Origin of the sequence: Micromonospora sp. RTGN7 (assembly GCF_033804645.1) — a bacterium.
In the GTDB taxonomy this organism is placed as follows: domain Bacteria; phylum Actinomycetota; class Actinomycetes; order Mycobacteriales; family Micromonosporaceae; genus Micromonospora.
In genome coordinates this window covers 318,761-331,124 of record NZ_JAPZLF010000005.1, presented here as the reverse complement: position 1 = coordinate 331,124, position 12,364 = coordinate 318,761, and the positions used below count along the sequence as shown (strand labels likewise).

The window sequence follows — 12,364 nt, the reverse complement described above, 5'->3', positions numbered from 1 at the left end:
GGTCGGCTTTCGCGGCCCGACCGGGCCGTGGTGCGGGGGTAACCGCGCCACGGCCCGGACCTATCAACCGGCGAGTACGACCTGAAGCTCCTGGCGGCGGCGCTCGGCCAGGTCGGTGAGCAGCGCCGGGGCCTGATCGAACGGCACCACCGCCGACACCAGATGCTTACGGATCGCCTCCCCGTGCACCCGCAGCAAGTCGATCGTCTCGGCCGACAGCCGCTCCCGGTCCCAGGTCGGGGCGAGCCCGCGCGGCACTCGCCCGATCTGCGCGCAGCGCAGCGACAGCCCGTTGTGGTGGAACTCCTCGCCGAACCGGACCTGGTCCGCGCCGGCCTGGTAGAAGGCCAGGTCGATCACGGTGCCCTGGGGGCGCAGCAGGCGCAGCGCGAGCTGCAACGCCCACGCCTGCCCCCGGCACTGGAAGACCACGTCGGCGCCCCGGTCGCCCGCGGCATGGTTCCACCGGGTCTTGAGCACCACCGCCGGGTCGTCGGCGTCCGGGTCGAGGGTCTCCAGCCCGAGCGCCTCGGCGACCGCCCGGCGCTGCGGGGTGGGATCGAGCACCACCACCGACGCCGCGCCGTGCCGCTGGGCGAACAGGGCGGTGAGCAGGGCCACCACCCCACTGCCGACCACCGCCACCCGGCGACCGCGCACCCCGTCGCCGAGCGACCGTACGTCGGTGCCGCAGAGGTCGGCGGCGGCGTGCAGCACGCCGTTGGCGCAGATCGGGCCCATGTGCGCGACGTAGACGCCGAGCAGCGGGTCCAGGTCGTCCGGCAGCGCAACGAACCGCTCGGTGACCGGGTCGGCGACGTATCCGGTGCGGTGCCCGTACGTCATCGCGCCCACGGCGCCCACCTCGATCGCCGGGGTGCGGCTGGCCACCACCCGCCCCACCTGCATGTAGCCCAGCCGGTCGACCGGGTACGGGGTGCTCGCCTCCCCCGGCTGGAACAGCCCGAGCCCGGCGTTCCAGGCGACGTTCAGGTACGGGTTGGTGCCCTTGACGAAGCTCAGCTCGGTGCCGGCGGAGACCCCGCTGTAGAGCGTCTCCACCCGGAACATGCCGTCGCGCAGCTCGCCGGCGTCCTGCTCGACCAGCTCCACCTGCCCCGGACCGTTGACCACCACCACCCGGTCACGCATCGACGGCCACCCCCGCCGGAGTCGGCTGGGCGGGGGTCACGCGGGGCGTCACGGCCGGGCCGGTGGGCAGCGCCACCGACCGGCCGGTGGCCGCCGACTCGGCGATGGCGAGGGCCAGCCGCTGGGTGCCGAGCGCCTCGGCGTACGGGACCCGGACGTCGTCGCCGACGCCCCGCACCGCATCGATGAAGGCCCGGTCGACGGCGATCCGGGCGCCGTCGGGGTCGGCGGGCACGTGCCGCTCGCCGTCGGCGTCGCGGATCGTCAGCCCGTCCTCGGCCAGCGACAGGGCGAGGCCGTCGGCCAGGATCTCCAGCCCGGCCCGGTGCTTCCAGCCGAGCACGCAGGCGGCGGCGAGGGTGCCCACCGCCCCGTCGGCGAAGCGCAGAGCGGCGGTGGTCACCGAGTCGATGTCGGCCCCGTCGACCGGCGGTGGGGTGCCGTCGCCGTACGCGCTCACCTCGGTCACCTCGCCGACCAGCGCGCGCATCAGGTCCAGCACGTGCGCGGCCTGCTCGACCACCGGGCCGCCGGAGCGGTCCCGCCGGGCCCACCACGCCACCGGGGGCACCTTGTCCAGCCAGGCCCCGCTGACCATCCGCACCGGACGGTCGGCCAGCAACTCCCGGGCCTGCTCCACCACGTGCAGGTACCGCCAGTGGTGACCGACCCCGGTGAGCAGCCCTCGCCGGGCCACCAGGTCGGCGATCCGCTCGGCGGTGTCCAGGTCCACCGCGACCGGCTTCTCCACGAACATCGGCACCCCGGCGGCGATCACCGCCTCCTCCACCGGGCCGTGGGCGAACGGCGGCACGCAGACGTACACCACGTCCGGGCCGGCCGCGAGCAGCTCGTCCACGTCGGCGAACGTCCGGGCCCGGTACGCGCCGGCCAACTCCTCCGCCGCGCCCCGCGCGACGTCGGCCACGCCGAGAATCTCCACGTCCTCGAAGCCGTCCAACACCCGGGCGTGGCGCTGCGCCACCCCGCCGGCCCCGACAAGTCCCACCCGGCACACGCGCATCGACAAACCCTCTCGCCACGGTTTCACTTTTTGCCCTACTCCACTCCCCCACCGGCCGCGCAACCAAACGTTCACAAGTCGGAGACGGCCAGGTGCCCGGCCCGTGATCAAGCTGTTAGGGATGATTCGGTTAGCGAACGGACGACGTTGGGAAATCAGACTCTGCGTTTCCATCACGATCACGGGGGTGTCTCTGTGCCGGATACTGAATCGAGCGTCTCGCCGGTGGTGGAGGCGTGGGCGACTTATCGCACCACCTCGGCGGCCGAGTGGACGCCCCGGCGGCTCCTGCGCGCCAAGGGCGACAGCCGGGTCAGCGTGGTGCTGCCCGCACGCAACGAGGAGGCCACGGTCGGCGCGATCGTGGCAACCATCCGGGAACACCTGATGGACCGGGTGGCCCTGGTCGACGAATTGATCGTCGTCGACTCCCGGTCGACCGACCGGACCGCGCAGGTGGCCCGGGCCGCCGGTGCGGAGGTGGTCGGTCAGGACGAGATGACCCGGGGCCTGCCCCAACTGTCCGGCAAGGGCGACGCGCTCTGGGCCGGGTTGGCCGCCGCCGAGGGGGACGTGGTCGCGTTCATCGACGCCGACCTGCACGAGTTTCGGCCGCACTTCGTCACGGGCCTACTCGGCCCGCTGCTCACCGACCCGACGGTGGACTTCGTCAAGGGTTTCTACCACCGGCCGCTGGTCGGCACGGCCAGCGTGGAGGCCGACGGCGGCGGCCGGGTCACCGAGCTGATGGCCCGGCCGCTGCTGAACCTGTTCTGGCCGGAACTGGCCGGCTTCGTCCAGCCCCTCGCCGGCGAGTACGCCGGCCGGCGCGACGTGCTGGAACGGGTGCCGTTCGTCTCCGGGTACGGGGTCGAGACGGCGATGCTGATCGACCTGCTGGACATGGTCGGGCTGGACGCGCTGGCCCAGGTGGACCTGGGCCAGCGCAAGCACCGCCACCAGGACACGGCGGCGCTGGGCCGGATGTCGGCACAGATCATGCTGACCGCCTGGTCGCGGTTGCAGCAGCGCGGCTGGGCCAGCCCCGGCACCATGCCGGTGCCCCTGCTCACCCAGTTCCGGCGCGGTGGCTCCGACACGCTGCCGAACCTGGACCGGGAGATCGTGGTCAGCGACGTCTCGATCGAGGAGCGGCCCCCACTGGCGGAGTTGCGCCACCGGGTGCCGCGCCGACGGGTGGCGGCGTGAGGATGCGCCCATCGCCGGTCGACGAGGGCCCCGCCGAGAGAAGGAACCCCGCATGAGCCTCACCGTCCTGATGAACGCCGGCCCGTGGCTGTCGGTGCCGCCGCCGGGCTACGGCGGCATCGAGAACGTGATCGCCACCCTGGTGCCGGAGCTGCGCAGGCTCGGCGTGCGGGTGGTGCTCGCCTCCGTCGACAGCAGCACCCTGCCGGTGGACGAGCAGATCTCCGTCTTCCCCGACGGGCAGTTTCAGGCCCTGCAACGCCCGTACAACCAGGTCTGCGGCATTGCGCCGGCGCACCTGGCCGGGGTGGTGCGGCTGCTGCACCGCCGCGACGACATCGACCTGGTCCACGACCACGTGGAGGCGGTCGGCCTGGCCACCCTCGCCGCCATGGGCCCCGACGCCCCGCCGGTGCTGCACACCCTGCACTGGGACCTGGCCAAGCACCCCGCGCTCTACGGCAACCTCGACGGCGGCGACCGGGTTCGGGTCAACGGGGTCTCCGCCTCGCAGCTCGCCCGCGCCCCGCAGGCGCTGCGCGAGCACTCGGTCGGCCACGTGTACCTGTCCACCCCGCTCGCGGTTGACGCGGACCGGCGCCCCCGGCCGGACAAGGGCGACTACCTGATCATCCTGGGCCGGATCAACCCCGGCAAGGGCCAGGACGTCGGTGCCCGGCTCGCCCAGCGCGTCGGTGTGCCGCTGGTGCTCGCCGGGCCGGTCGGGCCGTACCACCGGCCGGAGGACCTGGCCGCAGCCGGCGACGAGGCCCGGCAGAACCCGGACGTGCGGTTCTTCTACGACGAGGTCGCCCCGCACGTCGACGGCGACCTGGTCCGCTGGGTCGGCACGGTCGCCGGACAGGAGCGCGACGATCTGCTGGCCGGGGCCCGCGCCTCGCTGTTCCCGCTGCGCTGGGAGGAGCCCGGCGGCACGGCCGTGGTCGAGTCGCTGGCCCTGGGCACCCCGGTGGTGGCGACCGCCCGCGGTTGCCTGCCGGAGCTGATCGAGCACGGCCGCACCGGCCTGCTCACCGGCGACGAGGAGGAGCTGGCCGAGCTGATCCTGGCCGCCGACGCGATCGACGCCGACGAGTGCCGGCGGGAGGCCGCGACGCGGTTCACCCCGGCGGTGATGGCGCAGCGGTACGTCGAGCTGTACGAGAAGGTGCGCGGGGGCACCACAGCCCGCCACCTGCAACCCGCCTGACGACGACGCGACGGTCCCCCTGCCGAACATCTCGGTAGGGGGACCGTCGCGCATCCCGTGCCCCTCGGCCTGGGACCCGATCCGTTTCGCCCCACACCGGGCCGGGTATCTCCGGGTCACCCCCAGAAGACGAAACGAGGACACGCATGTCGAGCCGGATCACCTGCGAGGTCTGCGACGAGTCGCCGGTGCTCGTCGTACGACTTCGCGGCGCCCTCGACCTGGGCACGATGCGGCCCGTGCACCACGTCCTGGACCGGTGTCTCACCGACCAGCCGGACGCGCTGGTGGTCGACCTCGGCTCTGTTACGGTCCGTGACCGGTTGGCGTTGGCGGTCTTCGCCGCCGCCGCCCGACGGGCGGCCGACTGGCCGGCCGTGCCGTTCATGCTCTGCGCTCCTCCGCCCGAGGTGGCGAGCTGGCTGGCGGAGTCCACGGCGGGTCGGGTGGTGCCGGTGCGGCGCGACTGCGCCGAGGCCACCCGGACGGCGGGGGCCGCCGCCGCGCCCCGGCTGCGCGCCCGGTTGGAGCCGGTCGCCGGAGCCTGTCGGCGAGCCCGGGAGCTGGTCACCGACGCCTGCGGGCGGTGGAACCTGCCCGAGCTGGTCGGCCCCGCCTCGGTGGTGCTCAGCGAGCTGGTCGGCAACGTCGTCCGACACGCCGGCACTCCGATGCAGGTGACGCTGACGTTGCGCCGGCCGTACCTTCAGGTCGCCGTGGCCGACGGCAGCCGGGGGGCGATCCGCCCGGCCACGGGCAACGACCCGTGCGCCGAGGGCGGTCGAGGGCTGCTGCTGGTCCGGGAACTGGCCCAGCGGTGGGGCAGCTCGCCGGTCGGGGACGGCAAGGTCGTCTGGGCGATGCTGCCCGCCACCTGAGCCACTCACCCCCAATTGACCGAAATTACCGCTCTCGCCTGGTTACATGGTGGGAGGGTCGGGCATGCACGCCCGTCCTTTCTGTCGTGACGACGGGGTGAGCAGACATGCCCAAGCGGGTAACCACGGAACCGGGACGAGACCGAGGCCCCGCGATTCTCGCGCCGGCCCGATTCGGCGGCTATCCCGGCCCGGTGCGCCCGGCGCTGCCGGGGGCCAAGCTGGTGAAGATGCTCGGCAGCACGGACGCCAAGTTGATCGGCCTGCTCTACCTTGCCACCTCGTTCGTGTACTTCATCATCGGCGGCGTGCTGGCGATGCTGATCCGGGCCGAACTGGCCCGGCCCAACATGCAGCTACTCTCCCCCGAGCAGTACAACCAGATGTTCACCATGCACGGCACGATCATGCTGCTGCTCTTCGCGACGCCGATGGTGTTCGGCTTCGGCAACTACCTCGTGCCGTTGCAGATCGGCGCGCCCGACGTGGCGTTCCCGCGCCTCAACGCCTTCGCCTACTGGCTCTACTTCTTCGGCGCGGCGTTGACGGTCGCCGGCTTCCTCACCCCGTCCGGCGCGGCCGACTTCGGGTGGACCGCGTACACCCCGCTGAGCCTGTCCGAGAACAGCCCGGGCGTCGGTGCGAACATGTGGGTGATCGGGCTGGCCGTCTCGGGGTTGGGCACCATTCTCGGCGCGGTCAACATGATCACCACGATCCTGACCCTGCGGGCTCCCGGCATGACCATGTTCCGGATGCCGATCTTCACCTGGAACCTGCTGCTCACCTCGGTCCTGGTGCTCCTGGTCTTCCCGTTGCTGGCCGCCGCGCTGCTGGCCCTGGCCGCAGACCGGTTGCTGCACTCCCACGTGTTCGACCCGGCCACCGGCGGCCCGATGCTGTGGCAGCACCTGTTCTGGTTCTTCGGCCACCCCGAGGTCTACATCATCGCGCTGCCGTTCTTCGGCATCATCTCCGAGATCATCCCGGTCTTCTCCCGTAAGCCGATCTTCGGGTACACCGGGCTGGTGCTCGCCACCATCGCGATCACCGTGCTGTCGATGACCGTCTGGGCGCACCACATGTTCGCCACCGGCCAGGTGCTGCTGCCGTTCTTCAGCATCCTGAGCTACTTCATCGCCGTACCAACCGGGGTGAAGTTCTTCAACTGGATCGGCACCCTGTGGAAGGGGCAGCTCACCTTCGAGACCCCGATGCTGTTCGCCATCGGCTTCCTGGTCACGTTCCTGCTCGGCGGCCTGACCGGTGTGCTGCTGGCCAGCCCGCCGGCGGACTTCCAGGTGACCGACACCTACTTCGTGGTGGCGCACTTCCACTACGTGATGTTCGGCACGATCGTCTTCGCCGCATTCGGCGGGATCTACTTCTGGTTCCCGAAGATGACCGGCCGGCTGCTCGACGAGCGGCTCGGAAAAATCCACTTCTGGACGATGTTCATCGGCTTCCACGGCACCTTCCTGGTGCAGCACTGGCTGGGGGCCGAGGGCATGCCCCGCCGGTACGCCGACTACCTGCCCAGCGACGGCTTCACCACGCTCAACATGGTCTCCACCATCGGATCGTTCATCCTCGGCGCGTCCACGCTGTTCTTCATCTACAACGTCTGGAAGTCCTGGCGGTTCGGGACGATGGTGACGGTGGACGACCCGTGGGGCTTCGGCAACTCCCTGGAGTGGGCCACCCCCTGCCCGCCCCCGCTGCGCAACTTCGACCGGATGCCGCGGATCCGCTCCGAGCGGCCCGCGTTCGACCTCAAGTACGGCCACCTCGTCGCCGACCTCGGCCGGGACCTGCCGCAGCGCACCACGAAGCCGCCGCAGAGCTTCACCGAGGAACTGCACCACGAACGGCACAAACCCGAGTCGCCCTCGGCCGAGGGCGCGCACGGCGCCCGGGAGGCCGTCGAGTACCAGCCCGCTCCGCAGTCGGGGGCGCGGCCGGTCGACGTGCCGAAGCCGGAGGACATCCGCCGCCCCAGCTTCGAGGAGACCGACGAGCCGGAGGCCGGCAACCTGGCCGCGGAGCGGGAACCGCCGGAGAACGAGCGGTGGCGCCACCCGCACAGCGGGGGCGACAACACCGAGCGCTGACAACCGACGGGGGTACGCGCGCAGCGGGGGCGGGCCGGTCAGCCGGCCCGCCCCCGCGTTTCCCCGTCCACCCGCAGGGCACCTTCCTTCGTCGCCCGAGGCCCGCGCCCGGCGGCTCAGTCGCAGGCCCGCGCCCGGCGGCTCAGTCGCGGGCTGGGGGGAGGCCGGCTGCGGTCAGCGACCGGCGGACCGCCGGCTGGACCCGGGTCAGCCGCAGCGGCACCCCGGTACGGTCCGCGGCGTCCCGACCGGCCATCAGTGCGGCGATCCCCCCGGCATCGAAGCCGCCCGCGCCGACCAGGTCGACCACCACCTCGCGGGGTTGCCCGGTCACCGCCTCCAGCATCGCCCTGCGCAGCTGGTCCGCGCCGTCCCGGTCGACCTCGCCGCCGACCTCCACGACGACCCGGTCGCCGTTGTGCCGCACCGAGATCTTCGCCGTCCGGCCCGCGTCGGACTCGACCGCGCCCTGCCACGGCGGTGGGGCGTCGGCGAGCATTGCCTGCCGCAGCCAGGTCAGCGCCCGGGACAGCAGGCGAGACACGTGCATCTGGGAGATGCCGAACCGGGCGGCGATCTCGGCCTGAGTCTGGTTGCCGTAGAAACGCATGGCCAGGATGCGCCGCTCCCGCCAGGGCAACCGGTGCAGCAGCCCGCTGACGGTGACCCGGTCGTCGACCGACTCCAACGCGTTGTCGCTCTCGCCGACCAGGTCGCCGAACTCCGCCGAACTTTCCCCGCCCACCGGCGCGTTCAGCGAGGCCGGGCTGTACCCGGCGGCGGACTCCAGTGCCGCGAGGATCTCCTCCTGCGGGGTCTCCAGCCGCTGCGCCAGCTCCGCCACGGTCGGGGCCCGGGACAGCTCGCTGGTCAGCGACGAGGTGGCCTGGCCGACCTCCAGGATCAGGTCGCGCAGCCGGCGGGGCACGTGCACGCCCCAGGTGCGGTCCCGGAAGTGCCGCTTGATCTCACCGACGATGGTGATTGCCGCGTACGCGGTGAACGAGCCGCGTTCCGGGTCGTACCGGTCAACGGCGTTGACCAGCCCGAGGCGGGCCACCTGCTCCAGATCCTCCAGCGGCTCACCCCGCCCCCGGTACCGGCGGGCCAGCCGGCCGGCGAACGGCAACGCGAAGCGGACCAGGTCGTCGCGCGCCTCCTGCCGCCGTTCGGGGGGCAGTCCCTCGATCCGCGCCGCGTACGCGAGCGCCGCCGCGTCAAGGTCCTCCAGACCCCGTTCGGTGGGTGGTGGTGTGGTCGTGGTGGTCTGTCCGAACATCCGCGCCTCCCTCAGGAAGGTCCCCGCCTGATCGGGAAAGCCGGTCGTGCGCGTGGCCGAGCCACGCACCGGGCCGGAAGTGGGTCACCTGACGTGATCGTCGAGGAGCGCCGACCGCAGGCTGCGCGGCGTGCTCTGGCCGTCGCAGCCAGCGGTCTTCCCGCTCCGTAGGTACTCAATCACGGCGACCCGGGTTCGCGAGGATGTTTCGGCCGGCCGGTGCCACCGGCCTCGGTGCGGCGCGGCGGGCAGCGCGGCGGGCGGGCCCGGCGGCGCGCCACGGACCGGATCAGCAGACCACCAGTCCCTGCTCCCCGGCGCCGTCGCGCAGCGCCTCGACGGCGGTGGCGGCGGACAGCGGCGGTGGCACCGGCAGGTCGTACGGCTGGGCCCGGAGCACCTCCGTGGCCCGGCGGGTGGGCATCGTCGCCACTGGGTAGCCCCGCGCGGCGGTGCGGTCCAGCGCCCGACGGCGGCGGCCGAACGCGGCCACGGCCAGCCACTGCGGCAGCCCGGCCAGGGCCGGCGAGCGCATCCCCGGCGACTCCGGCAGCACGTCCACCGAGCTGAACGCCTCGCTGCCGGCGAGCCACCATTCCACGGCGTCGACGCTGCGCCGGGTGGCGTTCTCGCACCAGTACGGCACCATTCCCGCCCGCACCACCTGCCACGGGTCGAGCAGCCGCCCGCACTCGACAACCAGCCGGTCACCGGTCTTGCCGGCCAGCCGCAACCACGCCCGGTACAGGTCGGCCACCGCAGCGCTGAGCAACTCCGGCCGGGGAAACAGCACCCGGTGCAGTTGGTGTCCGCACCGGCCGGCCCACTGCCGCACGGCGAGCTCGAAGCCGGGCTCCACGCCGTGCTCGGCGTAGCCCTGCGGCGCGGAGACCTCCGGCGGCTCCCAACGGGTCCCGTCGCCGCCGGCGGAACGGAGCACCTGGCGCAACGCGTGCGAGTCCGGGTGGAAGTCCACCGGTTCCAGCCCGCTGGCCGGGGAGCCGGCCTGGAAGCTGTGCCCCCGCCCGGCATCGTGCACCGGCCAGGTCCGGGCGTCGCGTAGCAGCAGCACCGGAGCACCGGCCTCGACCCGATCGGCCAGGAACCGGGCGTACGCCGTCGGCAGGGACTGCCAGCGCACGGTGAGCGAGACGGTCACGGCGGTCTGCGTGCCCCGGCTGGCCGGGCAGTGCACCTGCCGTACGTGCACGTCCGGGTTGCCGGCGAGCAGCCGGGCGGCGAGCACCGCGCCGTGGTCGAGGGCGGCTGCGGGCCGGTCCACCGCGCCCCGGCTCCAGTGCACCGTCGTCTCGAACGCGGCGGGCAGCCAGGGCACGCCGAGGGCCACTGCCAGGTGCGCCGCCGCTCCGTGCGGGGAGCCGAGCACCACGCCCGGGTAGCGGCGACGCTGATACTGGTCGACGATCCACCGGGCCACCCGGGCGGCGTCCACCTCGGCGATCTGGTCCGGGGTCAGCGCGATCCGTCCGGCGGCCCGGGCGGCGGCGGCCCGGCGCACCGGCTCGGGCGCACCGGTGAACCGGGACAGCGCGGTCGGCAGGCCCAGGTCGGCGCAGTCCTCCCCGCGCAGGGCCCGGGCCGAAGCGGCGACCAGGACCCGTCCGGTACTGCCCACCGCCACCACCCGGTCGCCGGCCAGTCCTGCCCCGTCGGCCGTGAGTCCCTTGCGCACCGTGTGCGCCGGTTCCAACCCGCCTCGTTCGATCGCCACGCGGCCGGCTTCCCGTCCCGATGGGGTCTAAACGGGGCGTCCGCCACCCGCCGGGGGCATTCCCCGGTGGACGGGCGCTTGCCCCGTCCGGTCCCGGGCGTGCCGGCTGGGCGAGGCGTCCGACCCCGCCCCGGATGGGGCCACACGTACGACACATCGGCGCGAACCTGGCGATCAGGCCTGGCAGGAACCCGGGTTTCGGCAGCACGCCGACCGGTGGGTTTCGGCGGGGCGCTCCCGGGGACTTGTCCGGCCATGACTCGCGACGAGGCCGCGCCGACGGCCACCATCACCCCCTACCCGGACGGCCCGCTGCTGGTCCGCGGCGACTTCGCCCTGGTCACCCCCGAGGGCCGGCCCATCGACGCCCGCCGGGGTGTGGTCGCGCTGTGCCGGTGCGGCAGGTCGGCGATCAGGCCGTTCTGCGACGGCTCACACAAGGCGGTGAATTTCCAGGCCGGCACCGACCGGGAGGGCTGACCCACCGACACGCTCAGCCGACGGCCGACGGCCGACGGCCGACGGCCGGCGTCAGCGACGGCCGTGACGGTAAGCGGCGTCAGACGTCAGCGACGGCCGCGACGGTAAGCGGCGTCAGGCGACGGCGGGGTCCGTGACGGTGAGCGGCGTCAGGCGACCGCGACGACAGTGGCGGGGGCCGCGGCGGACGCCGCAGCGGTGAGCGGCACCGGCTGCGCGGCCCGCAGCGATGCCTCCCCCCGGTCCCAGGCGTCGAGCAGGTGGCCGGCGAAGAGGCCGTCCACCGCCAGCGCCGCCGCCGCGCCGAAGAGCAGGTCGGACGCGAGCGCCGGCTCCGCGCGGGCCAGCCCGCCGCACAGGTCGTACGCGGCGATCTGCTCGTGCACGGCGTCCGCCTCGACGTGCTCGTCGTAGAACCGGGCGACCTCCTCGTCCAGGCCGAGCCGGCGCAGGCCGTTGCCGTAGCGGCGGTTCGGCAGCGAAGAGGTCATCTCGAACGCCGCCAGGTGGCCCAGCAGCGCGCCCCGCAGCCGGCGGTGCAGCCCGAAGAGGGAAATCAGGTTGTTGGTGGCCAGGGTGACCGCCGGCACCCGGTCCAGGTAAGCCGCGTAGTCGGTGTCCAGGCCGAGGCCGCCCATGGTCCGACGGAACAACTCGGCGTGCATCCGGTCCAGCCGGCCGTTGCCGTACTCGTCCATCTGGATCTCGACCAGGGCGGCCTTTGCCGGCCCACCGAGCCGGGGCAGACCCCAGCTGTGCGCGTCCGCCTCCCGCAGGTGGTAGATCGAGCGATGCACGACGAACTCGCGGAACTGCTCCAGGGTGGCCCGGCGCTGCACCGCGGCGGCCAGCGGCGGCCCGTCTGCGGCAGCCACCAGGGCCGCCAGCGCCTGCGGCACGCCACCGGGCAGGACGGCCTGCGGCGGACCGACCAGGCGGCGCAGCGCCGCCTCGAAGACCCGCTCGGCGCGGGCCCGCAGGGCCAGCAGGACGGGCTGCCACTCCCAGTCGTCGGCAACCCCCGCCCAGCCCCGGTAGTGCAGCTCGTAGCAGAGGAAGAGGGTCAGCTGGAGGTCCTCGTCGGTGAGCGGGTCGGGCTCGCCACCGTCCGGGTCGAACTCCGCGCCGAGGCCGACCGGCAGGTCGTGCGGCGGCTGCCGCAGCGCCTCCACCAGCGCGGCGGAGACCGGCCCCCGGGGACACGGGAGGGTCGCGGGACCGTAGCGACGGTCTACGGGCTCGGGCATCTGCTCTCCTCGCGGTCGGACACAGGGGCAGATGCCCTGGCC

10 protein-coding genes are annotated in these 12,364 nt (G+C 73.4%); 5 read left to right on the top strand and 5 right to left on the bottom strand.

What is annotated here, in order from left to right:
- Nucleotides 1-63: 63 nt before the first annotated feature.
- Entirely contained in the window at nt 64-1,152 is a 1,089-nt protein-coding gene (locus tag SNR22_RS10235; RefSeq protein ID WP_320066272.1) for a zinc-binding dehydrogenase, read from the bottom strand.
- Entirely contained in the window at nt 1,145-2,176 is a 1,032-nt protein-coding gene (locus tag SNR22_RS10230; protein WP_320066271.1) for a Gfo/Idh/MocA family oxidoreductase, read from the bottom strand. The genes SNR22_RS10235 and SNR22_RS10230 overlap by 8 nt, the downstream gene beginning before the upstream one ends.
- 228 nt (nt 2,177-2,404) lie before the next feature.
- Here SNR22_RS10230 and SNR22_RS10225 point away from each other — a divergent pair, with 228 nt between their 5' ends.
- From SNR22_RS10225 to ctaD, 4 genes are all read left to right on the top strand, one after another.
- Complete coding sequence (locus SNR22_RS10225; protein ID WP_320066310.1) at nt 2,405-3,385, top strand: glucosyl-3-phosphoglycerate synthase; 981 nt, start codon at nt 2,405-2,407, stop codon at nt 3,383-3,385.
- A gap of 52 nt (nt 3,386-3,437) precedes the next feature.
- Nucleotides 3,438-4,595 (top strand): glycosyltransferase, encoded by a 1,158-nt coding sequence (locus tag SNR22_RS10220; protein ID WP_320066270.1) that lies wholly within the window; start codon nt 3,438-3,440, stop codon nt 4,593-4,595.
- A gap of 146 nt (nt 4,596-4,741) precedes the next feature.
- On the top strand, nt 4,742-5,473 hold the full coding sequence (locus SNR22_RS10215) for an ATP-binding protein (protein WP_320066269.1): 732 nt from the start codon (nt 4,742-4,744) through the stop codon (nt 5,471-5,473).
- 107 nt (nt 5,474-5,580) lie between these two features.
- The gene (gene ctaD / locus SNR22_RS10210; protein ID WP_320066268.1) at nt 5,581-7,584 is read left to right on the top strand and encodes a cytochrome c oxidase subunit I; all 2,004 of its coding nucleotides are present in this window, start codon (nt 5,581-5,583) and stop codon (nt 7,582-7,584) included.
- Nucleotides 7,585-7,726: 142 nt separating this feature from the next.
- Here the strand turns inward: ctaD and SNR22_RS10205 are convergent, their stop codons facing one another.
- The gene (locus tag SNR22_RS10205; RefSeq protein WP_320066267.1) at nt 7,727-8,863 is read right to left on the bottom strand and encodes a SigB/SigF/SigG family RNA polymerase sigma factor; all 1,137 of its coding nucleotides are present in this window, start codon (nt 8,861-8,863) and stop codon (nt 7,727-7,729) included.
- A gap of 289 nt (nt 8,864-9,152) precedes the next feature.
- A complete protein-coding gene (locus SNR22_RS10200) occupies nt 9,153-10,556 on the bottom strand; it encodes a hypothetical protein (RefSeq protein ID WP_320066309.1) in 1,404 nt (467 codons plus the stop codon).
- 294 nt (nt 10,557-10,850) lie between these two features.
- Between SNR22_RS10200 and SNR22_RS10195 the strand changes: the two genes are divergently transcribed.
- Nucleotides 10,851-11,075, top strand: coding sequence for a CDGSH iron-sulfur domain-containing protein (locus tag SNR22_RS10195; RefSeq protein ID WP_320066266.1), 225 nt, complete (start codon nt 10,851-10,853; stop codon nt 11,073-11,075).
- Between the two features lie 149 nt (nt 11,076-11,224).
- Here the strand turns inward: SNR22_RS10195 and SNR22_RS10190 are convergent, their stop codons facing one another.
- Nucleotides 11,225-12,322, bottom strand: coding sequence for an iron-containing redox enzyme family protein (locus SNR22_RS10190; protein ID WP_320066265.1), 1,098 nt, complete (start codon nt 12,320-12,322; stop codon nt 11,225-11,227).
- Nucleotides 12,323-12,364: the final 42 nt, after the last annotated feature.

What these genes read in the sequence shown, in the direction of transcription:
- SNR22_RS10235 (WP_320066272.1), bottom strand. Translation starts at nt 1,152, where the DNA reads ATGCGTGACCGGGTGGTGGTGGTCAACGGTCCGGGGCAGGTGGAGCTG.
- SNR22_RS10230 (WP_320066271.1), bottom strand. Translation starts at nt 2,176, where the DNA reads ATGCGCGTGTGCCGGGTGGGACTTGTCGGGGCCGGCGGGGTGGCGCAG.
- SNR22_RS10220 (WP_320066270.1), top strand. Translation starts at nt 3,438, where the DNA reads ATGAGCCTCACCGTCCTGATGAACGCCGGCCCGTGGCTGTCGGTGCCG.
- SNR22_RS10215 (WP_320066269.1), top strand. Translation starts at nt 4,742, where the DNA reads ATGTCGAGCCGGATCACCTGCGAGGTCTGCGACGAGTCGCCGGTGCTC.
- ctaD (WP_320066268.1), top strand. Translation starts at nt 5,581, where the DNA reads ATGCCCAAGCGGGTAACCACGGAACCGGGACGAGACCGAGGCCCCGCG.
- SNR22_RS10205 (WP_320066267.1), bottom strand. Translation starts at nt 8,863, where the DNA reads ATGTTCGGACAGACCACCACGACCACACCACCACCCACCGAACGGGGT.
- SNR22_RS10195 (WP_320066266.1), top strand. Translation starts at nt 10,851, where the DNA reads ATGACTCGCGACGAGGCCGCGCCGACGGCCACCATCACCCCCTACCCG.
- SNR22_RS10190 (WP_320066265.1), bottom strand. Translation starts at nt 12,322, where the DNA reads ATGCCCGAGCCCGTAGACCGTCGCTACGGTCCCGCGACCCTCCCGTGT.